The organism is Collimonas sp. GW821-FHT07E08, from assembly GCF_059418905.1.
The window spans coordinates 56,209-82,133 of record NZ_JBWKQR010000010.1 but is presented as its reverse complement, the minus strand read 5'-3'; the positions used below and the strand labels follow the sequence as shown (position 1 = coordinate 82,133).

Below are 25,925 nucleotides of genomic sequence, written 5' to 3'. Positions count from 1 at the left end.
CTCGCTGCATTACATTATTAACACTCACTCTATTAAGCCTCACACTTTTTGGCTATGGCGCGCTTGTTCGTATTCGGCCCGCGCGGCCTGCACCTGCTGCCGCCCGGATACCTCCGGCACCGCCACTTCCCACCAGCAGCCGCCATCCTCGGTGGTACGCGCGGGGTCGGTATCGATGCATACCAGGTAGGTACGGTCGGCGGCGCGCGCCCGCTGCAGCGCCGCTTCCAGCTGGGCGATGGTCTTGACGTTTTCCGCCAGCGCGCCAAGCGACCTGGCATGCGCGGCGAAATCGATGGCCGGCGCGCCCTGCGGTCCTTGCAGGCAATCCTCCAGCATGTTGTTGAACGGCGCGCCGCCGCAAGCCTGCTGCAGGCGGTTGATGCAGCCGTAGCCGCGGTTGTCCAGCACCACGACGATCAGTTTCTTGTCCAGCATGACCGACGTGGCGATCTCCGAATTCATCATCAGGTAGCTGCCGTCGCCCACCATCACGATCACGTCGCGGTCCGGCTGCGCCAGCTTGACGCCGAGCGCGCCGGCAATCTCGTAGCCCATGCACGAATAGCCGTATTCGACGTGGTAGCCGCCCGGGGTCGAGGTGCGCCACAGCTTGTGCAGCTCGGCCGGCAAGGTGCCGGCGGCGCACACCACGATGTCGTGCACGGTCGAATCGATGCTGGAACGCTGCACCGCGCCGATCACTTCGCCGTCATACGGCAAGGCCGGCGCTTCTATTTCCCGCTGGCCGGTGATCTTGTCGACCGTGGTCCGCCAGCTGCTGGCCTGTTCCAGCGCCAGCGCGTGCCAGCCGGTGCTGGAACGCCAGTCCTGCAAGCCTTGCGACAAGGCAGCCAGCCCCAGCCGGGCGTCGGACAGCATCGGCGTGCCCTGCCACTTCATGGCATCGACCGCATTGACATTGATGCTCAGCAGTTTTGCCTGGCCGAACAGGGAGTGCGAACCGGTAGTGAAATCCTGCAGCCGGGTACCGACTGCAATCACCACATCGGCCTTCTGCGCCAAGGCGTTGGCAGCCGGCGAACCGGTTACGCCAAGCGCGCCCAGCTGCAGGGGATGGCGCCAGGCCAAGGCGCTTTTGCCGGCCTGGGTTTCCGCCACCGGCACCGCATGTTTTTCAGCAAACGCACGCAGCGCTTCGGTGGCTTCGCCGTACAGCACACCGCCGCCGGCCACGATCAAGGGCTGCCGGGCGTTTTTCAGCAACGCCAGCGCCTCCTGCAGCTCGTCCGACGCCGGTCCGCGGGCGCGGAACCTGACCGTCTGCGGCGCAAAAAAATCGACCGGATAGTCGTAAGCCATGGCCTGCACGTCCTGCGGCAACGCCAGCGTCACCGGGCCGCATTCGGCGGCGTCGGTCAGCACCTGGATCGCGCGCGGCAAGGCTGTCAGCAACTGCTCCGGATAGCAGATGCGGTCAAAATAACGCGACAGGGGTTTGAATGCATCATTGGCAGACACGCCGCCGTCCTGGAAATTTTCCACCTGCTGCAGCACCGGATCGGGCCGCCGCGAAACGAAGATATCGCCCGGCAGCAGCAACACCGGCAAACGGTTCACATGCGCCAGCGCCGCTGCCGTCAACAGGTTGGTGGCGCCCGGCCCGATCGAGCTGGTGACCGCCATCATGCGCCGTCGCATGTTGGTCTTGGCATAGGCGATGGCAGCATGGGCCATGGCTTGTTCGTTATGCGCACGATAGGTCGGCAGCTGTTCCCGATGCTGGTACAGGGCCTCGCCCAGGCCGGCCACGTTGCCATGGCCGAAGATGGCGAAGACGCCGCCGAACAACGGCGCCTGGCCGCCTGCCGTATCGACCCGCAAGGCGGCCAGGTAGCGCACCAATGCTTGCGCCATGGTCAGGCGTATGGTTTTTGCATTCATGCTGCGCGCTCCGCTGCCGGTTCTTCGCTGCGGCTGGCTTGCCAGACGCCGATGAGTTTCTCGAAAGTTGTCCTTACCTGCCGGATCAAGGCGGCATCGTCTATCTGCCCTTGCAGCCACAGCTTGGACGGTTCATGGAAAATCGTCCGCCCCACCATGAAACCGCGGCAGGTCTTGCTGTGCCGCGAGGCACGGAAACCCGCGGCCAGTTCTTCTACCGGCGCCGCCAGCCCCAGCAGCACCACGCCGCGGCAATAGGGATCGCGCTCGGCAATCAGGCTGTCGATCGCCTGCCACTGCTGGGCCGACATCGATTCCAGTTTCCACCATTCGGGGTAGATTCCCAGGTTGTACAGGCGCTTGATGCCGCGCAGCACGGTATCCTCAGCCTTCGGCAAATCCTTGGGCGGGATGATTTCCAGCAGCAGTTCATGGCCGCTGACCTGCACCGCCTCATACAGGCCGCGGATCTGCGCTTCCTGCTCCAGGCGCTTTTCTACCGCATCGTCCGGATGAAACTGCACCAGGCACTTGACTACATGTTCCTTGGGCCAGCTCAGCAGATGCGAACCAATCGAACGGCCGTAGTCGAATTCCAGCGGATTCGAGAGCGGCAGTTCGACTGTGCGGCCGATCCACCAGCCGCGTCCGGTCGCCGCATTCAGCGCATCCTGGCCATACCGGTCATCGGCCAATATGCCTATCTTCCCTGGCAGGCCCAACGCCTGCTCGGTGGCGGCCACGGCCTGCACCAGCAGCTGCTTGAGCTGCGGCAAGCGCGCTTCGCTGACGCCCGATTCGCGCGCCAGTTCAAAGAACTGGTTGCGATGGTCGAAGGCGAATACATTCACCTCATCCCAGGTTTTGCGCGGCGCCGTGACCCGGTGCAGCCGCTGCAGGTGCGCGTCCCGGTCGGGCCGCTGCATGCGTTCCGCATGGTCAAGGAAATAGGCCAGTTCGACCGGCGTCGGCATCGCCGGCGCGCAGGCATGGCGCGACACCACCAGGGCGCCGCAGGCATTGGCGTATCGGCAGCAGCTTTCATCGTCTTCGCCGTTCAGCCAGCCCTTCAGGAATCCCGACAGGAAAGCATCGCCGGCGCCCAGCACATTGAGCACCTCGACTTGCACGCCCTGGTAGTTGAAACCTTCATCCAGCGAGTTGGGAATGGCGCCATGGATCACGGCACATCCTAGCGGGCCGCGCTTGACCACCAGCGTTGCCTGGCTCACTGCGCGCACCGCTTGCAAGGAAGCGATGATGTCGCGGCCGCCGCCGGCGATCATGAATTCTTCTTCGGTGCCGACCACCAGGTCGAATTTCGGCAAGATCCCTTGCAGGTGCACCGTCACGCCGTCGTTGGCGATGAAACGCGTCTCGCCGTCGCCCTTTTGCGTCAGCCCCCATAGCACCGGCCGGTAGTCGATATCGAGCACCGTGCGGACATTGTTGCGGCGTGCATATTCCAGCGCCAGGCTGCTGCTGCGGTGCACCTGCTGCGTTGAAAAATGGGTGCCGGTAATCAGCAGCGCCTTGCTGGAGGCGATGAACGCCTCATCGATGTCCTCTTCGGCCAGCGCCATGTCGGCGCAATTGTCCCGGTAGAAAATCAAAGGAAAAGTGTCCTTGTCTTTCAAGCCCAGCATCACCAGCGCGGTCAGCCGCTCCGGATCGACCTTGACCTGGCTGACATCGCAGCCCTCGGCCGCCAGCGCCGCCGTCAGGAACTGGCCGTTATGCTCGTTGCCTACCCGCGCCAGCATCGCCGATTTCAGGCCCAGCCTGGCGCAGCCGAAAGCGATGTTGGCGGAAGACCCGCCCAGGTATTTGGCAAAACTGCTGACATCCGCCAGCGGCGCGCCGATCTGCTGCGCATACAGGTCTACCGCCAGGCGCCCGATGCAAACCACATCGAGCTTGCGCCCAGATGCGAAGGTATTGTTAGTGTTTAGCATGAGTGCCTTCCTTTAAACCTGTATGCCTTCCAACTGATTCATCAGCGTCTGCATTTCCGCGCCGCCCGCCATCATGTCCAGGACTTCATCCTTGGTGACGTTGTCCTTGGTGAAGGTGCCCATTGATTTGCCACGGTTGAGCAAGGTGAAGGAATCTCCGATCGGATAGGCGTGATGCACATTGTGGGTAATGAAAATCACCGAAATGCCGCGTTCGCGGGCCTTGTGGATCAGCTTGAGCACATTGAACGACTGCTTCACGCCGAGCGCCGCGGTCGGTTCGTCCAGGATCAGGACGCGGGCGCCGAAATGAATCGCGCGGGCAATCGCCAGGCATTGCTTTTCGCCGCCCGACATGGTGCCTATCGCATGATGCGGATCGCGCACCATGATGCCCATTTCAGCCAGCTTTGCGCGCGCAGTCTCGGCCGCGTAGTTGATATCCATGACGGTGATGCCGAACACTTTCTTGGTCGGCTCGCGCCCCATGAAGAAATTGCGCGCCACCGACAGCAGCGGCACCAGCGCCAGGTCCTGGTACACGGTGGCCACGCCGACATCCAGCGCCTCTTTCGGCGAATTGAAGGAGACCGGCTTGCCGTCCACCAGGTACTCCCCTTCGGAGGGCTTGTGCACGCCCGCCAGCGTCTTGATCAAGGTCGACTTGCCGGCGCCGTTGTCGCCCAGCAGACAATGCACCTCGCCTTTTTTCAGGCGCAAGGTGACATTTTGCAGGGCGATCACCGAACCGAAATACTTGCTGACATTTTCCAGGGCTAAAATGGTATCGCTCATGATTACCTCGCCTCCGTCACGCGGCGACGGACATAGTTGTTGAACAATACCGCCACCAGCAGCATCACGCCGAGGAACACACGGAACCAGTCGGAATTGAGATTGGTATAGGTGATGCCGATCTGCACCACGCCGAAAATCAGGGCGCCGAAGCAGGCGCCGATCACCGAACCGTAACCGCCGGTCAGCAAGGCGCCGCCGATCACGGCAGCGATGATGGCTTCGAACTCCTTTTGCAGGCCGCGGTCGGCCGCGGCCGAGCCGACGTCGGCTACCTGCAGCACGGCAAACAGGCAGGCGCAAAAGGCGGTAAACACAAACAGCGATGTCTTGACCCGCTTCACCGGCACGCCGACATTCTTGGCGGCGTTGGCGTCGCCGCCGACAGCGAAGATCCAGTTGCCGAACCGGGTGCGCGCCAGGACAAAGCTGGCCCCCAGCGCCAGCACCAGCCACCAGACGATGACTTTGGGGATGCCGGCGACCAGCGGCTGGCCATTGCTCATGGCAGCGATCCAGCCATGGCTGGCCATCCAGCGGAACAGTCCGCTGCCGAGATTGCCGGTGAACAGCCAGCTGCCCAGCCAGTCGTTGGCCGCCAGGTCGCCGACGCCGCTGACGATGGTGCGGTTGGCGAACATGATCGACAGCGCCAGCGTCAGGCCGCGCAAGATGAACATGAACGCCAGCGTGACGATGAAGGAAGGCAGCCGGGTCTTGACCACCAGGTAGCCGTTGAGCCAGCCCAATGCCATCGAACCGGCGAAGGCAAACATGACCGCCAGCCAGAACGGCCAGTGGAAGTAGACAGTGGGAATCGCCACCATCATGCCGGCAAAGCCGATCATCGAACCGATCGACAGGTCGAACTCGCCGGCGATCATCAGCACGCAGGCGCCGATCGAAATCAGGCCCAGGTAGGCCGCCACCTGCATCCAGTTGACCACGCCGTCCAGGTTGAACATGCCGGAATCGCCGGCGGCAAAACCGAATACGATAAAGACCAGGATAGCGCCTGCCAGCGAGGCGAATTCCGGCCGTCCGAGGAAGCGCTTCAAGGAGCCTTCCTGGCGCACCCGTTCGTCTTTCGGCGCGCTCTTCTGCTGCGCCGGGCCACTGCCGTCCGCGCCTAGCTTGTCAGCGTGCGCACTGCTTGAATTCATGGTTGTATCTCCTGCATGTATTAACTTAACCGCGTTAGCCGCGTGTCGGACCGGCCGGTTGAGGCATGGCGAGATGCGGTGGGCGTAACAAGGCCCGGGGTGCATCGTCCCCCTGGATTTCCGCCTGGCTGCCCGCGCCGTCGCCGTCACGGGCAGCCGTGTAAGACAGGGCCCCGATCAGCGGTACTGGCCGGCGTATTTCAACACTTTGTCGAGATTGTCCTTGGTGATGTAGCCTGGACCGGAACTGATGTGGCGCGGTCCGTAGAGCGGCGCCAGGCCATATTCGGCCAGCCGTGCCTGGAATTTCGGATTGGCTTTCAGCTTGGCCTGGATGGTGGCGACATCAGTGGTCTTGTTTTGCGTCATGATGGCCAGCACGGCGACCGGGATATAACCTTGCAGGTAGGGCTGCTGGTCAATCGCAAACTGCACCGAGCCGTCCTTGATGCCTTTGGCGACTTCTTCGGAGAGGTCGAAGGTGGCGAACCACATCTTGCCTTTCAAGCCCATCTTTTGCAGCGCGCGCAGGCTTGGCGAGGCTGAATCCGGACCGAGCGCCAGCACTGCCTGGGTGCCGGGATTGTTGCGCAGGTAGGCGCTGACCTTGCTCTCTATGCCGGTCGGGTCCTGGCCTGCGTCCAGCGTCGATTTTTTATAGTCGGCGCCGATGGCTTCGGCAAAACCGCGGCAGCGTTCAAACGAGGACGGGTTGGTAGCGTAATGGTTGACGCACAGGAAAGACTTGATGCCAGCGGCCTTGGCCTTTTCCCCGGCGCCCTTGCCTGCATCGTATTCCGGCTGGCCGACGTGCATCACCGCGCCCAGCTCTTCACTTTGCTGCTGGGTGCCGGAATTGATGGTGACCAGCGGGATCTTCTTGGCCGTGACGTTTTCCATGGCTTTTTTCAGCACGCTGAAATCGGCAATGCTGGCGATCACGCCATCGTAGTGGCGGGCCGCCGCCTGTTCGATCAGGCGCGACATGTCGGCCAGGTCGCCGTTCGGCGGGTTGCGGTAATCGACCGTGACGTTAAAATCTTCGCCGGCCTGCTTGATGGCGTTCTTGATGGTGTTCCACCAGGAATCGGAGTCCGGTGCGTGGCTGATCAGGACGAATTTTTCATTTGCGGCATAACTGGGGTTCATGGCGCCAAAGCTCATCGCCAGCGCCGTCACCATCAAGGCCCTGGCCAGGCCCTTGCATCTGAGTCGTTGCATAGTTGTCTCCGTTGTTGTTTTGTTCACTAGCTTTTAGGCTGATCGCCCGGATCCGACAGCGTCGTCGGTATTAAACAATAGAACAAGCAGGTGCAATATGCAACGTTTTTTTCAATTAAATTTAAATTAGAATTTTATTTTCACTTGCCAAATTTTCTTTATAATTGCTTCACGACATAAACCAGAAAGAACACCATGGCAGATACGCCGACTGTCGACCAGCTGATGCTGCAAATCGCCGAACAATACGCAACGCTTTCGCGCCAGCTGAAGATTATCGCCACCTATGTGGAACAGCATCGCAGCAGCCTGATGCTGGAACGGATCAGCGACATCGCCGAGCATTGCGATGTGCAGCCGTCCGCCATCGTGCGTTTTGCCAAGCAGTTCGGCTTCAGCGGCTTCAGCGAGATGCAGGCGGTGTTTCGCGACGCCTATACGGCGCAGGCGATACCGTCGCAAAACTACCAGCAGCGGATACGCAAGCTGATCGACGCCAAGCCGACCCCGCTCACCGGCGGCTCGATGGCGCGCGAATTCATCGCCGCCAGCCGCAGCGGCCTGGACGAGCTGTTGAACGGCATGGACGACGTGCAGTTCGACGCCGCGGTCAAGCTGCTGCAGAAGGCCGATAACATCTACGTGATCGGCGTGCGCCGCTCTTTCCCCATCGCCAGCTACATCGTGTACGCCTTGCAGCACACCAACAAGCGCGTGCACCTGCTGTCAGGCCTGGGCGGCATGATCCGCGAGCAGATCCGCAGCATCGGCAAGAATGACGTCGTGATCGCGATCAGCTTTACTCCTTACGGCAAGGAAACCCAGGCTTGCGTGCGGCTGGCGCACCACCACCAGGCCAAGTCGCTGGTCATCACCGACAGCCAGCTGAGTCCGCTGGCGCGGCACGCGTCTGTCTTGCTGACGGTGAAAGAAGGCAGCGCCTTCGCCTTCCGTTCGCTGACCAATGCGATGTGCCTGTGCCAGGCGCTGTTTATAGCCTTGGCTTATAGGTTAGAGCTTAATGTAGAAGAAACCGGCGCAATTGAAGGTTATGATGAATAAAAAGCACTGAAACTGCGCTAATATTTCCCAGGCAATGCCGCCGCACATTCACAATGACGTTCTGAGGTGGCATGCCTTAAGGAAAGTCATGACGGAACTTAAACATATCCCGAGCAAACGCCCGCAGGCGCAGAAGTCGAACCTTCCTGCGGGCAACTGCCATGCAGGCGTATTGGACACAAGGGTCAGCAAACTTGAAGAGTTTGCAGGAGACGCGCGTGAGCGCCTTTCCCGTATAGAAACAAGGCTGGATACCTGCGCCACAAAATCCGATTTGAAAGACCTCGAATCCACCATGCACAGAGAATTTTCCAGCATGCATAAGGAGTTTTCTAACATGCATAAGGAATTCTCTAACCTGCATAAAGAATTCTCCAGCATGCGCAAGGAGTTGCATGGACTGACCTGGAAACTGATCGGCGCGACAGGCATGCTGGTTTCAATCGTCTATTTCATCGCGCCCCAGGTAAAGCCTTAATCCCGGTCCATCCCTTCTTTTCCCATCACGCCTGCCGGTCCAGCCCAATGCTGCTGCATGCGACACGGCAATGACAGCTACAGCAACACCGCCTGCCTTGACAGCAGCGACTCACGCAAGGCAATACCGATCCGGGTCGCCTCGGTAGCGTCATCCAGGGTGAGCTCCAGCTTTTGCTCGCGGCGTATCGCATCCACGAAAGTACTGACCTCGGTCAGGAAGGCATCCTCAAAACGCTCGAAGAAACTGGGCAGGCATTCGTTGCGGACGCCATGGGCATCGGCAATCTCCACACGGTTCTTGCGCGGATTGCCGCCCACTGTCAGGCGTCCCGCCGTCCCCGTGATTTCCGTCATGGTGTCATGCCCGTGCGCCATCGTGCGCGAGGCATAAAAGGTGGCAATCTTGCCGTTGTCGAACTCGCAAATGGCGACGCCGTTATCGACGTCCTGGAACTGCTGCAGGTCCTGGTGGATGGCGCGGGTGCCGCCGGCATAGACCCGGACCGCCCGCGGGTTGCCGAGCAGCCAGCGCGCCAGGTCGATATCGTGCACGCTGCAATCGAGGAAGATGCCGCCGCTGGTGGCGGCGAACTTGACGAAAAACCCATCCGGATCGTGCTGGTCGCAAGTCTGCGAATACACCATGAACGGCGCACCGATGGCGCCCTGCTGGATTTTCTGGTACGCATCCTGGTAGCTGGCGTCGAAACGGCGCACAAAGCCGATCATCACCTTCAGCTGCGGATGGCGTGCCGCCTCGGCGCTGACCCGGCGGCAATCTTCCAGGTCCAGCGACAAGGGTTTTTCGCAAAACACGTGTTTGCCGGCTTGCAAGGCTTGGATGATCTGCTGCGGGTGCAAGGATGTCGGCGTCACCAGGAACACCGCATCCAGCCCGTCATGCGCCAGCAAGGCTTGGTAATCGGCATACAGGTAAGGCACCTGCAACGTGTCGCGCGCCCATTCGAGTTCCGCCGGCAAGGGACTGCAAGCTGCCACCAGCTCAGCGCCGGCCACCCGCGACATCAGGTTTTCCGCATGGCGCCGCCCTAGCCTGCCAAGGCCGACGATGCCAACTTTCAATGTCCGCGGCCGGCTCATTTGGCCAGCTCGATGGTGCGGTTTTCACGCCACGACAGGGTTGCCGCCTCAGCCAGCTCCAGGGCCTTGACGCCGTCTTCTATCGTGGTGCGCACGGCAACCCGGTTGACCACCGCATCAAAGAAATGGGCGATCTCGCTGGCATAGGCAGCGCGATAGCGCTCCAGGAAAAAATGTTCCGGCTTGTCCTGGCTGACGCTGTGCCCGGTGGCGGCGCTCACTTCGGTCGGCTTGTGATTGCCGGCCTGCAGCATGCCTTTGCTGCCCAGCACTTCGAAACGCTGGTCGTAGCCATAGGCGGCGCGGCGGCTGGTATTGATCTGGCACAGGCGGCCGCGCCGGCTGCGGATGGTGACAGCGGTGCAATCGATGTCGCCGGCTTCGGCGATCGCCGGGTCGGTCAGGCAGCTGCCGGTGGCCGAGATGCTGACAGCCTCGTCATCCAGTATCCAGCGGAAAATGTCGAAATCGTGGATCAGCATGTCCTTGAATATGCCGCCCGAGCTCTTGATATACGGCACCGGCGGCGCGCCAGGATCGCGGCTGGTGACGATCAGCATTTCCGGGTCGCCGATTTCCCCTGCGGCCAGGCGCGTCTTCAGCGCATGGAATGTCGGATCGAAGCGGCGCTGGAAACCGATCATGCAAGTCACGCCGGCGTCCGCCACCGCGCGCGCGCATGCCTTGGCGCGCTCCAGCGTCAGGTCGACCGGCTTTTCGCAAAAGATCGCCTTGCCTGCCGCCGCCGCCCGCATGATCAGCTCTGCGTGGGTGTCGGTGCTGGAAGCAATCAGCACCGCGCCGATGCCGGGATCGGCCAGGACGCTATCGATATCCGCCACTTGCGCGCCGTGCTGCGCCGCCAGTTCCTGCGCCGCCTGGAGGTTGACGTCGCTCACATATTTCAGCCTGGCGCCCGGCTGCAGCACCAGGTTGCCCGCATGGATCTTGCCGATACGGCCGGCGCCGAATACCGCAACGTTCATCATGGTTCATCTCCGTGTCTATGTTTGTATTTTGGTCTGCTTGCCGCTTTCTGCCATTGTAGGCACGATTCCCAAAAATAGAAACAATTTTTCGTTTAATTTTTTAATCGAATATTTTTTGCATGACAGGCAAGCTACATTGACTGCCATGCATTTCCAGGATTTAACGCAAGCGCAGCTTGTAGCGCGCGGCAAGCGTGGCGAGCACGCTCAGCAATGCCCCGCCGATCACGTAAAAGGTCACCGCCAGCTTGTTCTCTGTAACCGCAATCAGCCAGGTAATCGTCATGCCTGCAAAGCCGCCGAAAATCATCACCGCGATGTTGTAGCTCAGGGACATGCCGGTGCCACGGGTCTGGACAGGAAAAATGTCAGACAGCAGCGCCGGCATCGAGGCGAAATACATGGTCATCAGCAAGCCGATGACGCCTTGCACCAGCAGCAGGTTGATAAAGCTCGGGTTGAGCGACAGCCAGGAAAACAACGGGTAAGTCAGCAGCACGAACAGCACGCTGCTGCCCAGCATGAACGGGGTGCGGCCATATCTGTCGGACAACTGGCCGACCACCGGCGAAAACAGCAGCATGATCAGGCCGGCCAGGATGGTGGCGCTGAACGAGGCAGTCGAAGTCATGCCCAGCTGCTTGACCGCATAGGTCGGCATGTACACCACCAGGTAGACCGACACGGTAGCCATGATGACGCTGCCGGAACCGATCAGCAGGCGCATCTTCTGGCTCGCCATGATGTCGCGCAGCGGCGTGCGGGTGGCGTCGGCCTGGGCGAACTCAGGCGACTCTTCCAGGTTCTTGCGGATGTAATAGCCGGCCGGCCCGATCAGCAGTCCGAAGAAAAACGGCAAGCGCCAGCCCCAGGATTCCAGCTGCTCGGTGGAGAGCTGCGACGACAGCAGCGCACCCGCCAGCGCCGCCAGCACGATGCTCAGGCCCTGGCTGGCGACCTGCCAGCTGGAAAAGAATCCGCGCCGGTGCGGCGCATGCTCCACCAGGAAAGCGGTCGAGCTGCCGAATTCGCCGCCGGCGGAAAAACCTTGCAGCAAGCGCGCCAGCACGATACCAGCCGGCGCCCACAGGCCGATCTGCGCGTAGGTCGGCATGATGGCGATCAGCAAGGTGCCGATCATCATCAGCAGGATCGACAGCGTCAAGGCCGCCTTGCGGCCGACCCGGTCGGAATAGGCGCCGATGACGACCGCTCCCAGCGGCCGCATGAAAAACGAGACGCCGAAGGTGGCAAAGGTAATCAGCAGCGAGACGGTCTGGTTCGAGGTCGGGAAAAACAGCTTGGCGATGGTGACCGCCATGGCGCTGTACAGCAAGACATCGAACCATTCCAGGGCATTGCCGATGGACGATGAAATGACTGCGCGCCAGGTCTGCGGGTGCTGTTCGAAAGGCGTTGCGACGGTGCTTCTGCTTGCAATGCTGCTCATAGACATATCCTTTTTTTGTTTGACCACGGTGATACCCCGGTTTCGGTTATTTTCTGAACCCTTTCTTGCGCTTGAATTCTCCCTCTCCTTGCCCTTTCCCTATCCAGTTTTGATGTTGCATCACAGCATGGATTCATCTTGCCAGCCACGCGGCGAGCACGTATAAAACAAATGTAATCGATTACATTTAATTTGGCCACAGCAAACGAATTCCTCACATGCCGCCTAAATCCACGTCTGCCTCGATCTCCGCTGTCGCCCTGCATGCCGGCGTATCGGTGGCTACCGTATCACGCGTCATGAACGACATGGATGGCGTGCGGCCAGGGACCCGCGACAAGGTCATGGCCTCCGTGACGGCGCTCGGCTACCGCCTGAACCACCTGGCGCGCAACCTGCGCACCGCCGCCAGCCGCCTGCTGCTGACCATGGTGCCGGACGTCGGCAATCCGTTTTATTCGGAGATCGTGCGCGGCATCGACAGCGTGGCGCGCGAGCACGGTTATTTCGTCATGCTGTGCGATACCGGCGCCGAAGCCGGACGCGAAAGCGCCTACTTCGACCTGTTGCGCACCCACCGCGCCGACGGCGCAATCTGCCTCGATCCCGACACCGTGCAGCACGCCCTGGCCAACGAATCGAATGTCCTGCCGTGGGTCGCCTGCTGCGAATTCGATCCCGGCATCGCCGTGCCGTATGTCGGCGTCGACAACTACCGCGCCGCCGGCGACGCCGTGCGCCACCTGATAGCCCGCGGCCATACCCGGATCGGCCTGGTCAACTCGGACCAGCGCTATCGCTATGCGCGCGAGCGCCAGCGCGGTTACCTTGACGCCTTGCAGTCCGCCGGATTGCAGGCGCGCCCGGAATGGCGGCGCCAGGTCGACAGCCTGGACTACGAAGCCGGCAAGCACGCCACCCTGCAAATGATGGCGCAGCCGGACGCGCCCACGGCCGTATTCGCAGTATCGGACACGCTGGCCATCGGCGCCCTGAGCGCCCTGCGCCAGATGAACAAACGGGTGCCGGAGGAAGTTGCCGTGGTGGGTTTCGACGATATCGCCATCGCCGCGCAGACCTGGCCGGCGCTGACCACCATCGCCCAGCCCATGCGTGCCCTCGGCGAAACCGCGGCGCAGCTGTTGCTGCAGCGGCTGGCTGATCCGGAAGCGACGGTGCAAGGCGTGCTGCTGCCTCACCAGCTGGTCCAGAGAGAAAGCAGCTGACCATGAGCGTCGCCGTCCGCTTCGAGAATATCCGCAAGGATTTTGGCGCGGTGCGTGTGCTGCATGGCGTCAGCTTCGACCTGGAACTGGGCCGGGTCTACGGTTTGCTGGGTGAAAACGGCGCCGGCAAATCGACCTTGATGAAGATACTTGCCGGTTATGAAAACATCACTGAAGGCGAACTGCTCATCGACGGCCAAAGCCGCCATTTCACCGGTTCGCGCCAGGCCGAGGCATGCGGCATCGTCCTGATCCACCAGGAATTCAATCTGGCCGAGCACCTGACCATCGCCCAGAACATTTTCCTCGGCCATGAAAAACGCAAGGGCTGGCTGCTGGATGACGCCGCCATGCGCAGCGAAGCCGCAGCCTGCCTGGCCCAGGTGGGGCTGGACTTGAGCCCTGACACCAAGGTCAGCGCCCTGATCGTCGCCGAGAAACAGCTGGTGGAAATTGCCAAGGCGTTGTCGCGCAAGGCGCGCCTGCTGATCATGGACGAGCCCAGCGCAACGCTGACATCGAGCGAGACGCAAAGGCTGTTTGCCCTGATGGCGCAGCTCAAGCAGCAAGGCGTCACCATCATCTACATCTCGCACAAGCTCGACGAAATCGAACACCACACGGATGAAGTCATCATCATGCGCGACGGCCGTTTCATCACCCGCGAACCGACCGCCAGCCTGGACCGCCACCAGATGGCGAACCTGATGGTGGGACGCGACGTGTCGGACATGTTCCCGCCCAAGATGCTGCCGGCGGCGGATGCCCCGGTCCTGCTCAAGGTGGAAAACCTGGTGGTGCCAGGCTGGATCCCAGACCTCGGTTTTGAAGTGCGCGCCGGCGAAATCCTGGGTTTTGCCGGACTGGTCGGCGCCGGCCGCACCGAAGCCATGGAAGCGCTGATCGGCCTGCGCCCGCGCAGCGGCGGCCGCATCGCCATCGGCGGCAAGCAGCTGGACCTGCGCAGCCCGCGGCAAGCCATGCAGCACGGCCTGACTTACCTGAGCGAAGACCGCAAGGGCAAGGGCTTGCATGTCGATCTCGGCCTGCGCGAAAACCTGACCCTGATGACGCTGGAGCGATACAGCCACCCCCTGCTCGACCTGCAGGCTGAAAAACAGGCGCTCGCCCGCGCCATCCAGGATTTCAACATCCGCACCGGCAATCCGCAGGTGAAGGCGCGCATGCTGTCCGGCGGCAACCAGCAAAAGCTGGCGCTGGCCAAATACCTGCACGCCGATCCGCGCGTGGTGATCCTGGACGAGCCGACCCGCGGCGTCGACGTCGGCGCCAAGCGCGACATCTATTTCCTGATCCAGCGCCTGGCGGCCGAAGGCCGGGCGGTGATCGTCATTTCATCCGAACTGATCGAACTGATCGGCCTGTGCCATCGCGTCGCCGTCATGCGCGCAGGCGTTGTAAAAACCACGCTGGCCAGCGACCAGCTGACCGAAGAGGAGTTGATTTCCCATGCTACCGGCACCCGTTGATTCCCGCGCATCCGCCCGGTTCTTCCAGTACCTCAATCATCTGAAGGGGCTGGGCCCGGTGCTCGGACTGGTCGGCCTGTGCATCGCCGGCACCTTGCTCAACGGCGATTTCGCCACCGTCGACAACCTGATGAACGTGCTGACCCGCACCGCCTTCATCGGCATCATCGCGGTTGGCATGACGTTTGTCATCATCTCCGGCGGCATCGACCTCTCGGTCGGCTCGATGGCGGCGCTGATCGCCGGCAGCATGATTTATTTCATGAACATGCTGATGAGCGCAGGCGCCCTCGGACCGCTGGCCATCGTCACGACCGGCATCGCGATGGCGCTGCTGCTCGGCCTGGCCTTCGGCTTCCTGCACGGCTTGCTGATCACCAAGGGCAAGATCGAAGCATTCATCGTCACGCTTGGAACGCTGGGCATCTTCCGCTCTGTGCTGACCTACCTGGCCAATGGCGGCGCGCTGACGCTGGACAACCAGCTGTCGGATTTGTACAGCCCGGTCTACTACACCAACCTGCTGGGCGTGCCGATCCCGATCTGGGTGTTCCTGGCGGTAGCGCTGGGCGGTGCGCTGATCCTGAACCGCACCGCGTTCGGCCGCCACGTACAGGCGATCGGCTCGAACGAACAGGTAGCCCGTTACGCCGCCATCCGGGTCGATTTCGTCAAGACCTGCACTTATATGCTGCTGGGCGTGTGCGTCGGCATCGCCACCGTGCTGTACGTGCCGCGCCTGGGTTCGGCATCTCCCACTACCGGCCTGCTGTGGGAGCTGGAAGCGATTGCCGCCGTGGTGGTGGGCGGCACAGCGCTCAAAGGCGGATCCGGCCGTATCGTCGGCACCGTGGTAGGAGCGATCCTGCTGTCCGTGATCAGCAACATCCTTAACCTGACCAGCATCATCAGCGTGTACCTGAACGCGGCAGTGCAAGGCGTGGTCATCATCGCAGTAGCTTATTTCCAGCGCGGCCGGCATTGAGGGCTCCTGCCGGCGGCGCCATGTTGTTTGTCGTTTGTAGTTTCAAAACCGGATGCCGATAGCGGCACCACCACCTGGAGGAGATACCATGCATTCGATCCATCGTATGTTTAGCCGCGGCTTGCTGGCGGGCGCTGCACTGGCCGCATTTTCATATGGCGCCGCCCTGCCCGCCCGCGCCGCCGAAAAGGTCACGCTCGGCGTCGCCATTCCGACCGCTACCCACAGTTTCACTTCCGGCATCGTGTGGTGGGCCAATGAAGCCAAGAAAGAACTGGAAAAAGCCCATCCCGACCTGAAGATCATCGTCAAGACCTCGGCCGCGGCATCGGAACAGGCCAACCAGCTGCAAGACATGCTGACCGTCAACAAGATCAATGCCCTGGTGATCTTCCCGCTGGAATCGGCGGCGCTTACCCAGCCGGTGGCGCAGGTCAAGGGCAAGGGTGTGTATGTCACCGTGGTTGACCGCGGCCTGACCAATACCGCGGCCCAGGACGCTTATGTCGCCGGCGACAACACGGCGTTCGGCAAGCTGCCGGCCGAGTACCTGGCCAAGCAGATGAACGGCAAGGGCAACATCGTGGTGCTGCGCGGCATCCCGACCACGCTGGATAACGAACGTTTCGATGCCTTCAGCGCTGTCATGAAAGCCCATCCTGACATCAAGATCCTCGACGCCAAATACGGCAACTGGAACCGCGACGACGCCTTCAAGGTCATGCAGGACTACCTGACCCGCTTCCGCCAGATCGACGCGGTCTGGGCGGCCGATGACGATATGGCGGTCGGCGTGCAGAAAGCCATCGACCAGGCCAAGCGCAGCGACATCAAGGAAATCTTCGGCGGCGCCGGCGCCAAGGGTGCTGTCAAGAAAATCATCGACGGCGACAAGATGATCAAGGCTGACGTATCGTATTCGCCGAAATTCATCTACGACGCCATCAAGATGACCGCCGAAGCCCGCCTCAAGGGTGAGAAGCTGCCGGCGACCACCATCATCCCTTCGGTCCTGATCACCAACCAGAACGCCAAGCAGTTTTATTTCCCCGACTCGCCGTTTTAAAGCAGGACCGCGCTGCTTCGGCGGCGCAGTCCTGCATGTTCTGCACGAAAGGAATGCACCGTGAAAACGATACTAGGTCCGGCCCTGTTTCTGGCCCAGTACATGGGCGGCAAGGCCCCGTTCGACACCCTGGAAAACCTGGCCAGGTGGGCATCCGCGCTGGGCTACAAGGCCCTGCAGCTGCCTACCGACGCGCGCCTGTTCAACCTTGAACTGGCAGCGCAAAGCCAGGCGTATTGCGACGATATCGCCGGCATGCTGGCGCAGCACGGCTTGCAGGTCAGCGAACTGTCGACCCACCTGCAAGGGCAGCTGCTGGCGGTCCATCCGGCCTACGATGTGCTGTTCGACGGTTTCGCGCCGCCGGCGTTGCGTGGCGACGTGGCGGCGCGCACTGCCTGGGCCGAGGATCAGCTGCACTGCGCGGCCATCGCTTCGCGCCGGCTCGGCTTGCACGCGCATGTCACTTTTTCCGGCGCCCTGGCCTGGCCCTACCTGTATCCCTGGCCGCAACGTCCGGCAGGACTGGTGGAAACCGCATTCGCCGAACTGGCGCGGCGCTGGCGCCCCGTGCTGGACGCCTTCGACGACGCCGGCGTCGATCTTTGTTATGAACTGCATCCCGGCGAAGACCTGCATGACGGCGTGACTTTCGAACGTTTCCTGGAAGCGGTCGACCACCATCCGCGCGCCAGCATCCTGTACGATCCCAGCCACTTCCTGCTGCAGCAGCTGGACTACCTGGCCTTCATCGACATCTACCACCGGCGCATCAAGGCGTTCCACGTCAAGGATGCGGAATTCCGCCCCACTGGCCGGCAAGGCGTCTACGGCGGATTTTCCGACTGGCAGGAACGGGCCGGACGCTTCCGCTCGCTGGGCGACGGCCAGGTCGATTTCAAGGCCATCTTTTCCAAGATGGCGCAGTACGATTTTCCCGGCTGGGCGGTGCTGGAATGGGAATGCGCGCTCAAGCATCCCGAAGACGGCGCGGCCGAAGGCGCGCAATTCATCCGCAGCCATATCATCCGCGTCAGCGAACGCGCTTTCGACGATTTTGCCGGCGCCCAGGTGCCAGCCTCGCAGATTGCACACATATTAGGATTGGACTAGACATGGGAATCAACCACGGCAAACAGGAAACCAGGCTGCCACGGCGCTTGCGGCTGGGCATGGTGGGCGGCGGCGACGGCGCTTTCATCGGCGCGGTGCACCGCATGGCGGCACGGCTCGACGATCACTACGAACTGGTGGCGGGAGCGCTGTCCGGCAACCCGCTGCGGGCGGCATCGAGCGCCGCCGCGATACGCCTGGAGCGCAGCCGCAGCTATTCCGACTATCGCGAGATGGCGCGGCGCGAAGCCGCCCGCCCGGACGGTATCGATGTGGTGGCGATTGTCACGCCCAACTACCTGCACGCGCCGGTCGCCACCGCGTTCCTGGAAGCCGGCATCCACGTCATCTGCGACAAGCCGCTCGCCGTTTCCCTGCAAGAGGCGCAAGCGCTGGCCGCCCTGGCGCAACGCAAGAACCTGGTGTTTGCCCTGACCCATACGTATACCGGCTACCCGATGGTGCGCCATGCCAAGGAACTGGTTGAATCCGGCGCGCTCGGCGAACTGCGCCTGCTGCAAGTGGAGTATTCCCAGGATTGGCTGGCCGACGAAATACCCGCCGCGACGGCCGCCGCCAACGGCGGCACGCAAGATCCGGCGGCGCTCGGCTGGCGCTCCGATCCGGCGCGCAACGGTCCGGCGGGCACCCTCGGCGACGTCGGCAGCCACGCTTACCAGCTGGCGCAATACGTCAGCGGCGCGACCCCGGACCAACTGCTGGCCGAGCTGCATACCTTCGTGCCGGGCCGGCTGGTCGACGACCATGTGCAAGTGATGCTGCGCTACGCCAACGGCGCCCGCGGCACGCTGTGGGCAAGCCAGGTCGCCACCGGCTGCGAGAATGCGCTGCGGCTGCGCCTGTACGGCAGCAAGGCCAGCCTGGCGTTTGACCAGGAGAACCCGAACCAGCTATGGTTCACGCCGCAAGGCGGCCAGGCGCAATGCCTCACGCGCGGCCGTGTGCAAGGCCTAGCCGCGGAACATGCCACCCGGGTCCCGGCCGGCCATCCGGAAGGCTACCTGGAAGCGTTTGCCCAGCTGTATGTCGACGCGGCCCAGCAGATCGCCGCGCGCAACGATGGCCGCCCCATTCCGAGCCATAGCCGTTTCCTCACCACGGTCGAGGATGGCGTGCAAGGGATGGAATTCATCGAAGCGGTGCTGCGCAGCCACGCGCAGGATGCCAGCTGGGTCAGCCTGGCACAACAGGCATAGGCGGCACAGGCGTAAAAAAGCCCCGTTGCCTGAGCAACGGGGCTTTTTGTTCAGCGCGCTTGGTTATCGCGATACGCCCTTTTTGCTCCAGGCTTCCAGCTGGTGCGGACGCAGGCTGTCGTATTCCTCGAAAGGCTGGTGGATCCACGGATTGGTCGGCAGGTAATCGACGTAGAAATCCGGTTTCAGCGAAGAACATGCCTTCCACCAGATCACTGCCGATTTCACCTCGGTCACCGGCGCATAGTTTTCCTTCAGGTGATGCAGGACCTTGTCCAGCGTCACGCCGGAATCGACCAGGTCGTCCACCACCAGCACCCGGCCGGACAAGGCGCCGCGGCTCATGGTGATGTGCTTGCCGATGTCGAGTTCGCTGCGCACCGTGCCGGCATCTTCGCGGTAGGAACTGGTCGACAGGATCGCCAGCGGCACGTCGAAAATGCGCGAAAACACGTCGCCCGGACGCAGGCCGCCGCGCGCCAGGCACAAGACCTGGTCGAACTGCCAGCCGGATGCGTGCACGTTCAATACCAGTTTTTCAATTATGCGGTGATATTCATCCCACGAGACCCACAGGTCTTTATCATCTGATTTGTTCATATTGCTTTTATTTAAATGGATGGCGTAAAACGATGGTTTCTTCACGGTCAGGACCGGTCGAAACCATATCGATAGGCACGCCTACCAATTCTTCGATGCGCTTGATGTAGGCACGCGCCGTGGCCGGCAAGGCGTCCATCGATTTGGCGCCGACCGTGGATTCGCTCCAGCCCGGCATTTCTTCGTAGATCGGCTGGCACAGCGCAGCGTCTTCGGCGCCGACCGGGAAGATGTCGACGGTCTTGCCGTTGAGCGTGTAGCCGGTGCACAGCTTCAGCGTTTCCAGGCCGTCCAGTACGTCCAGCTTGGTCAGGCACATGCCGGACACGCCGTTGATCTGCACCGAACGCTTGAGCAGCGCGGCGTCGAACCAGCCGCAGCGGCGGGCGCGGCCGGTGACGGTGCCGAACTCGTGGCCGACGCTGGCCAGGTGCTTGCCGACGCCCTGGTCGGTTGGCAGTTCCGACGGGAACGGGCCGGAACCGACGCGCGTGGTGTAAGCCTTGGTGATGCCCAGGATGTAATGCAGCATGTTAGGGCCGACACCGCTGCCGGCAGCGGCATTGCCGGCCACGCAGTTGCTCGAGGTAACGAATGGATAGGTGCCGTGATCGACATCCAGCAGGCTGCCCTGCGCGCCTTCGAACAGCAGGCTGGCGCCGTTGTTGTAAGCGGCGTACAGGTCGCTCGAGACGTCGGCCACCATCGGCCGCAGGCGCGGTACGGTCGCCAGGGCGTCGTCCAGCGTCTTCTGGTAATCGACCGCCGGCGCCTTGAGGTAATTGGTCAGGACAAAGTTGTGGTATTCCAGGTTGGCCGCCAGCTTTTCCGCAAAACGCTTCTCGTTGAGCAGGTCGGCCACGCGGATCGCGCGACGGGCAACCTTGTCTTCATAGGCCGGGCCGATGCCCTTGCCGGTGGTGCCGATCTTGGCGTCGCCGCGCGCTGCTTCACGCGCTGCATCGAGTGCGGTGTGGTAAGGCAGGATGATCGGGCATGCTTCCGAAATCTTCAGGCGCGATGCGACTTCCACCCCGGCCACCTGCAGCTTGTCGATCTCGCGCAGCAGGTCGGGCACCGACAGCACCACGCCGTTGCCGATGTAGCAGGCGACGCCGGGGCGCATGATGCCGGACGGGATCAGCTGCAATGCCGTCTTGTGACCGCCGATGACCAATGTATGGCCAGCGTTATGGCCGCCCTGAAAACGCACGACTGCCTGTGCGTGGTCGGTAAGCCAGTCAACGATCTTGCCTTTTCCTTCGTCGCCCCATTGGGTGCCAATCACAACGACGTTTTTTGCGGTGCTTTTCTGTAACATCACTTAGTCCAAATTTTTGATAATCCAGTTTCCATTTTCGAGTACAACCGCGCGGTCGCAATCGAACTCGTCTTGATCGTTTTCATGACCGGGCAGACTCTGGATCACAACTTCCCCAGCCTTGCGCAATTCAACGATCTTTTCCTTCAAACCTGCTTCAATGCCCCAAGGCGCATGGATCGCGCGCTTGCGGGTTGCTACCGGAATCAGTCTTGCCAGCTCTCGCAAATCCATCGAGAAGCCGGTGGCGGGACGCGAACGGCCGAACGCCGCGCCAACGTCGTAGCGGCCGCCGCGCAGTATCGCATTCGGCAGGCCCGGCACGTAGGCGGCGAAAATCAGCCCGCTTTCGTAATGATACCCGCGTAAATCGGCTAAATCGACGGTAACGCAATCTTTCCCGGCTGCTTCCGCCAAAGTTTCCAGTTCGTCCAGTGCCTTGGCGATGGCCGGCAGCGCCGGCAGCACCTGCCGCGCCTGCTGCAAAACGCCGGCGTCGCCATATAAACCTGGCAAGGCCAGCAAGGCGGCCCGGGTGTCCGGCTTGTAGCTGACGCTGATAGTGCGCAGACCAGGTAGATCCTTGGCTTCCAGCAATGCAACCAGCTCGGATTCGTCCAGCTTGGCGGCGTCGTCGCCGCCGATAATCGTGCGCAAGATGCCAACATGGCACAAATCCAGGCGTACCTGGGTGATCCCGGCCAGCGCCAGGGTCGCCAGCGCCAGTTCCTGGATCTCGGCATCGGCTTCGAGCCCCAGGTGGCCGTAGATTTCGGCGCCGATCTGCAACGGCTCGCGGGTGGCGTGCAAGCCGATCTGGCGGGTATGCAAGACGCTGCCGACGTAACACAGCCGGGTGACCGATTCGCGGTTCAACAGGTGGGCGTCGATGCGCGCCACCTGGGTGGTCATGTCGGCACGGATGCCGAGGGTGCGGCCGGACAGCTGGTCGACCAGCTTGAAGGTGCGCAGGTCGGTATCCTGGCCGGCGCCGGCCAGCAGCGATTCCAGGTATTCCAGCATGGGCGGCATGACCAGCTCGTAGCCGTACAGGCGGAAATTATCCAGTATCAGGCGCCGCAGGTCTTCGATCTTGCGCGCTTCGGACGGCAAGACGTCGGCGATGTTTTCAGGGAGAAGCCAATTTGGCATAGGAAAAATGAATCTAGGGAAAATTACTTTTGTGGATCAATTCGGCTAAAGACCGGGGGATTCGGTTACCAATAAAACAAACACAGTTATATGGCCGTCGAAAATAAGGAATGGCGCCTCAAGCGAGGGCGCCATTCCCAGACAACTTTAGCCCTGCAGCAAAAATCTATTTCTTTGCAGGCGCTACCGCTCCGCCGCCGGCCGGACTACGGAAATATTTAAAGAATTCCGAGTTCGGATCAATCACCATCAAGTCCTGGCGGGTCTTGAAGCTCGCGCGGTAAGCTTCAAGGCTGCGATAGAACTTGTAGAACTCGGGATTCTGGCCGAATGCCTGGGCATAAATCTGCGAAGCCTTGGCATCGCCTTCACCACGCATCTTTTCCGCATCGCGATACGCTTCCGCCAGGATCACGGTCCGCTGCTTGTCGGCGTCGGCACGGATCTTTTCCGAATCGGCCGAACCGGTCGAACGCAATTCATTGGCAACCCGCAAGCGCTCGGACTTCATGCGGTCGTAAACCGAGGCATTGATCTGGTCGACGTAATCGACCCGCTTCAGGCGCACATCGATGATTTCGACACCGATCTGCTTGGATTCGTCCTGCACCTTTTGACGAATCGAATCCATCACCTTGCCGCGCTGGCCCGAAATCACTTCACGCACGGTGCGCTTGGTGATTTCATCATTCAACGCGGCTTTGACGATTTGCGACATGCGGTCCTGGGCGCGTTTTTCATCGCCGCCGAAACTGACGAAATACAGTTTCGGATCGGTGATCCGCCATTTCACAAAGGCGTCGATCAGGATATTCATTTTTTCCGCGGTAATAAAACGGTCTGTATCCGGCGGATCGATGGTCAGGACCCGTTTATCGAGGAACAGCACGTTCTGGAACGGCGGCGGCAACTTGAAATGCAGGCCGGGCTGGTTGATCACCTGTTTGACTTCGCCAAAAGCGAACAGGATCGCATACTGGCGCTGGTCGACCACGAAGATGGTCGAAAATACCAGCCACAGCGCGGCGAACACGAATATCAGCAGGGAGATGAGACGATTCATTATCGGCCCTCCCGATCGCGGGAGTCGCGGCTGTCACGCGAACGGTCATCCGGCTGCGGCCGCGTCTCCACGGTGCTGGCGCCGTCCTTCATTCCCGGCGACGCTGCGCCGGCGCTGCCCGCTGTGCTGCCCGAGCCCGGCACGGCGTTAGCCACCGATTGTGAAATCAGCTTGTCCAATGGCAAATACAATAAATTGCTCCCACTCTTGGCGTCGACCATCACCTTGGTCGTATTTGCGAAAATCTGCTGCATGGTATCCAGGTACATCCGGTCCCGCGTGACGGCAGGCGCTTTCTGGTACTCGGTCAGGACCTGCTTGAAACGCGAGGCATCGCCCTCGGCATTGGCCGTGACGCGGGCGCTGTACGCTTCCGCTTCCTGCAGCAAGCGCGATGCCGCGCCGCGCGCCTTCGGAATCACGTCGTTGGCGTAAGCCTGGCCTTCGTTCTTCTGGCGCTCGCGGTCCTGGCCTGCTTTCACCGCATCGTCAAACGCGGCCTGCACCTGTTCCGGCGGCTGCACGCCTTGCATCGTGACATTGGTGATCTGCACGCCGGCCTTGTAGCGGTCGAGGATCTGCTGCATCAGCTGGCTCGTATCGAGCGCCACTTTTTCCCGCCCTTCGTACAGGACGAAATCCATCTTGTTCTTGCCGACGATTTCACGAATCGAGGTTTCCGCCACCTGGCGCACGGTTTCTTCCGGATCGCGGACGTTGAAAACCCAGTCGGATGCGCTTTTCAGCGTGTACTGGACGGCAAACTGGATATCGATGATGTTTTCGTCATCGGTCAGCATTAGGGCTTCTTTGGGTTGCTTGTTCTTGGCGTTGGCGCGATAGCCGACCTCGACCGTACGCACCTGGGACACGTTGACGATTTCATGGCTCTGGATCGGGTAAGGCCAGCGCCAGTTAAAACCAGGAGTGGTCGAATGGCTGTACTTGCCGAAAGTCATCACGACGCCGGTCTGGCCTTCCTGCACGGTAAAGAAACCGCTGGCCAGCCACAGCAAGGCAACCACCGCCGCAATCGCGCCGACGCCGACGCCGGCGCCTTTCATGCCCGGATTGAAGCCGCCCCCACTGGGATCGCCGCCACCGCCGTTTTTGTTGCCCAGCAGGCGCGTCAGGCGCTGGTTGAAATCCTGCCACAGCTTGTCCAGGTCCGGGGGGCCGTTGTTTGGCTTTTTGCCATCGTTATTTTGCTTGTTGTCATTTTGCGAATTCCGGCCCCATTGCGGGTCGTTCAACGAAAATTTAACACCAAGTTTTTTGAATAAGGTACCAAGCATTCGATCGTTATCTTTAAGTAAATGAAACAAATAGGTTGGAATGCTCGTTAGAGGCGCTTGCTTTCAAAACTTTAGAACGGTGTTACAGCTGCTGCGTATTGCCGACGGCCGGTATCGAATATGCCGCTGCCACCTGATCGTCGTCCGCCTGATCGCCGGATGTCCGGTTGCCGGTCACGAATTCGGCGATAGCCTGCCGCAATAAATCCAGGCCCTGGCCCTTTTGCGCGCTAACAAAAACTCGCTGAATTTTATCATACTCATCACGTTCGACCGCCGGCTCCAGTTCCGCCGCGTCAATCTTGTTCCACACCAGAACCTGTGGAATATGGTCGGCGCCGATTTCCTTCAGCACCAGGTTTACCTGCTCGATCTGCTCCATGCGCGCCGGACTGGCCGCATCCACCACATGCAATAGCAAATCGGCATGGATGGTCTCTTCCAGGGTCGCCCGGAATGCCGCCACCAGCTGATGCGGCAATTCGCGGATGAATCCGACCGTGTCGGAAATCACCACACTGCCCGCCTCGCCCAGGTAAACCCGCCTGGAGGTGGTGTCCAGCGTAGCGAACAACTGATCCGCCGCATACACGCCGGCCTTCGCCAGCGCGTTGAACAAGGTTGATTTGCCGGCATTGGTGTAACCCACCAGCGAAATCGAAATAGTGGCGCTGCGCCCGCGCGCGCGCCGTTGCGTTGCATGCTGCCGGTGCAGCTTGTCGAGCCTGGCGCGCAGGGCCTTGACCCGGTCGCCCAGCAAGCGGCGGTCGGTTTCCAGCTGGGTTTCACCCGGACCGCGCAAGCCGATACCACCCTTTTGCCGTTCCAAGTGAGTCCAGCCGCGGATCAGCCGCGTCGCCAGATGTTGCAGCTGTGCAAGCTCCACCTGTACTTTACCCTCATGGCTTTTGGCTCTTTGGGCAAAGATGTCGAGTATCAGGCTGGTGCGATCCAGTACTCTTACTTTCAGTACACGTTCGAGATTGCGTTGCTGGGCTGGCGACAGCGCATGATTGAAAATGACTATTTCAAGTTCATCGTCAAACACGGCGTCGGCTATTTCCTGTGCCTTGCCTGAACCGACAAACAAGGCGGCGTCAGGACTGCCGCGCCTGCCGGTGATGGTGACGAGCGGCACCGCGCCGGCAGACTTGGCCAGCAAAGACAGTTCTTCGAGACTTGCGGCAAAGTCGCCTTTGCCGAAGTCCACTCCGACTAGCGCTGCGCGCATAGGATTTTTTGAGTTGCTGCTACGGCCCTCGCCGATGGCAAATAG

General features: G+C 61.3%; 22 protein-coding genes. 8 read left to right on the top strand and 14 right to left on the bottom strand.

Annotated elements, in window-relative coordinates; translation table 11 throughout:
• Window positions 1-39: 39 nt before the first annotated feature.
• From iolD to AC07RZ_RS14465, 5 genes are all read right to left on the bottom strand, one after another.
• Window positions 40-1,905, bottom strand: a complete 1,866-nt coding sequence (gene iolD, locus AC07RZ_RS14485) for a 3D-(3,5/4)-trihydroxycyclohexane-1,2-dione acylhydrolase (decyclizing) (protein ID WP_494668424.1) — start codon at window positions 1,903-1,905, stop codon at window positions 40-42.
• Window positions 1,902-3,860: a bifunctional 5-dehydro-2-deoxygluconokinase/5-dehydro-2-deoxyphosphogluconate aldolase gene (locus tag AC07RZ_RS14480; RefSeq protein WP_494668423.1), complete on the bottom strand. Its 1,959-nt coding sequence runs from the start codon at window positions 3,858-3,860 to the stop codon at window positions 1,902-1,904. Before AC07RZ_RS14480 ends, iolD begins: the two co-directional genes overlap by 4 nt.
• A gap of 12 nt (window positions 3,861-3,872) precedes the next feature.
• Window positions 3,873-4,655, bottom strand: coding sequence for an ATP-binding cassette domain-containing protein (locus tag AC07RZ_RS14475; protein WP_144742440.1), 783 nt, complete (start codon window positions 4,653-4,655; stop codon window positions 3,873-3,875).
• Between the two features lie 2 nt (window positions 4,656-4,657).
• Window positions 4,658-5,818, bottom strand: a complete 1,161-nt coding sequence (locus tag AC07RZ_RS14470; RefSeq protein WP_494668422.1) for an ABC transporter permease — start codon at window positions 5,816-5,818, stop codon at window positions 4,658-4,660.
• A gap of 177 nt (window positions 5,819-5,995) precedes the next feature.
• Window positions 5,996-7,039, bottom strand: coding sequence for a substrate-binding domain-containing protein (locus AC07RZ_RS14465; RefSeq protein ID WP_144742439.1), 1,044 nt, complete (start codon window positions 7,037-7,039; stop codon window positions 5,996-5,998).
• A 195-nt stretch (window positions 7,040-7,234) separates the two neighbouring features.
• Here AC07RZ_RS14465 and AC07RZ_RS14460 point away from each other — a divergent pair, with 195 nt between their 5' ends.
• Window positions 7,235-8,101 (top strand): MurR/RpiR family transcriptional regulator, encoded by an 867-nt coding sequence (locus tag AC07RZ_RS14460; protein ID WP_144742438.1) that lies wholly within the window; start codon window positions 7,235-7,237, stop codon window positions 8,099-8,101.
• Between the two features lie 88 nt (window positions 8,102-8,189).
• On the top strand, window positions 8,190-8,579 hold the full coding sequence (locus AC07RZ_RS14455) for a hypothetical protein (protein WP_494668421.1): 390 nt from the start codon (window positions 8,190-8,192) through the stop codon (window positions 8,577-8,579).
• A 77-nt stretch (window positions 8,580-8,656) separates the two neighbouring features.
• Here the strand turns inward: AC07RZ_RS14455 and AC07RZ_RS14450 are convergent, their stop codons facing one another.
• From AC07RZ_RS14450 to AC07RZ_RS14440, 3 genes are all read right to left on the bottom strand, one after another.
• On the bottom strand, window positions 8,657-9,682 hold the full coding sequence (locus tag AC07RZ_RS14450) for a Gfo/Idh/MocA family oxidoreductase (protein WP_494668420.1): 1,026 nt from the start codon (window positions 9,680-9,682) through the stop codon (window positions 8,657-8,659).
• A complete protein-coding gene (gene iolG, locus AC07RZ_RS14445; protein WP_144742435.1) occupies window positions 9,679-10,671 on the bottom strand; it encodes an inositol 2-dehydrogenase in 993 nt (330 codons plus the stop codon). The genes AC07RZ_RS14450 and iolG overlap by 4 nt, the downstream gene beginning before the upstream one ends.
• A gap of 160 nt (window positions 10,672-10,831) precedes the next feature.
• The gene (locus AC07RZ_RS14440; protein WP_494668419.1) at window positions 10,832-12,121 is read right to left on the bottom strand and encodes an MFS transporter; all 1,290 of its coding nucleotides are present in this window, start codon (window positions 12,119-12,121) and stop codon (window positions 10,832-10,834) included.
• 218 nt (window positions 12,122-12,339) lie between these two features.
• Here AC07RZ_RS14440 and AC07RZ_RS14435 point away from each other — a divergent pair, with 218 nt between their 5' ends.
• The 6 genes from AC07RZ_RS14435 to AC07RZ_RS14410 all read left to right on the top strand — a co-directional run bounded on the left by AC07RZ_RS14435 (window position 12,340) and on the right by AC07RZ_RS14410 (window position 19,218).
• Window positions 12,340-13,347 (top strand): LacI family DNA-binding transcriptional regulator, encoded by a 1,008-nt coding sequence (locus AC07RZ_RS14435; RefSeq protein ID WP_494668418.1) that lies wholly within the window; start codon window positions 12,340-12,342, stop codon window positions 13,345-13,347.
• 2 nt (window positions 13,348-13,349) lie between these two features.
• Entirely contained in the window at window positions 13,350-14,837 is a 1,488-nt protein-coding gene (locus AC07RZ_RS14430; protein ID WP_494668417.1) for a sugar ABC transporter ATP-binding protein, read from the top strand.
• Window positions 14,818-15,822, top strand: a complete 1,005-nt coding sequence (locus AC07RZ_RS14425; protein ID WP_494668416.1) for an ABC transporter permease — start codon at window positions 14,818-14,820, stop codon at window positions 15,820-15,822. The genes AC07RZ_RS14430 and AC07RZ_RS14425 overlap by 20 nt, the downstream gene beginning before the upstream one ends.
• An 88-nt stretch (window positions 15,823-15,910) precedes the next feature.
• On the top strand, window positions 15,911-16,888 hold the full coding sequence (locus AC07RZ_RS14420) for a substrate-binding domain-containing protein (RefSeq protein WP_494668415.1): 978 nt from the start codon (window positions 15,911-15,913) through the stop codon (window positions 16,886-16,888).
• A gap of 60 nt (window positions 16,889-16,948) precedes the next feature.
• Entirely contained in the window at window positions 16,949-18,001 is a 1,053-nt protein-coding gene (locus AC07RZ_RS14415; RefSeq protein WP_494668414.1) for a sugar phosphate isomerase/epimerase family protein, read from the top strand.
• A 2-nt stretch (window positions 18,002-18,003) separates the two neighbouring features.
• Window positions 18,004-19,218 carry a Gfo/Idh/MocA family protein gene (locus AC07RZ_RS14410; RefSeq protein ID WP_494668413.1) on the top strand — a complete coding sequence of 405 codons (1,215 nt, stop codon included), beginning with the start codon at window positions 18,004-18,006 and terminating at the stop codon, window positions 19,216-19,218.
• 63 nt (window positions 19,219-19,281) lie between these two features.
• On the opposite strand, the gene AC07RZ_RS14405 is transcribed toward AC07RZ_RS14410, so the two are convergent.
• The 6 genes from AC07RZ_RS14405 to hflX form a co-directional block, all read right to left on the bottom strand.
• On the bottom strand, window positions 19,282-19,818 hold the full coding sequence (locus AC07RZ_RS14405) for a phosphoribosyltransferase (RefSeq protein WP_014005912.1): 537 nt from the start codon (window positions 19,816-19,818) through the stop codon (window positions 19,282-19,284).
• A 7-nt stretch (window positions 19,819-19,825) separates the two neighbouring features.
• On the bottom strand, window positions 19,826-21,139 hold the full coding sequence (locus AC07RZ_RS14400) for an adenylosuccinate synthase (protein WP_092392437.1): 1,314 nt from the start codon (window positions 21,137-21,139) through the stop codon (window positions 19,826-19,828).
• Window positions 21,140-21,142: 3 nt separating this feature from the next.
• Window positions 21,143-22,291, bottom strand: coding sequence for an ATP phosphoribosyltransferase regulatory subunit (locus tag AC07RZ_RS14395; protein WP_494668412.1), 1,149 nt, complete (start codon window positions 22,289-22,291; stop codon window positions 21,143-21,145).
• 166 nt (window positions 22,292-22,457) lie between these two features.
• Window positions 22,458-23,354, bottom strand: a complete 897-nt coding sequence (hflC, locus tag AC07RZ_RS14390; RefSeq protein WP_092392433.1) for a protease modulator HflC — start codon at window positions 23,352-23,354, stop codon at window positions 22,458-22,460.
• Window positions 23,354-24,649: an FtsH protease activity modulator HflK gene (gene hflK / locus AC07RZ_RS14385; RefSeq protein WP_494668411.1), complete on the bottom strand. Its 1,296-nt coding sequence runs from the start codon at window positions 24,647-24,649 to the stop codon at window positions 23,354-23,356. Before hflK ends, hflC begins: the two co-directional genes overlap by 1 nt.
• 82 nt (window positions 24,650-24,731) lie before the next feature.
• Window positions 24,732-25,880: a GTPase HflX gene (hflX, locus tag AC07RZ_RS14380; RefSeq protein WP_494668410.1), complete on the bottom strand. Its 1,149-nt coding sequence runs from the start codon at window positions 25,878-25,880 to the stop codon at window positions 24,732-24,734.
• Window positions 25,881-25,925 lie beyond the last annotated feature (45 nt).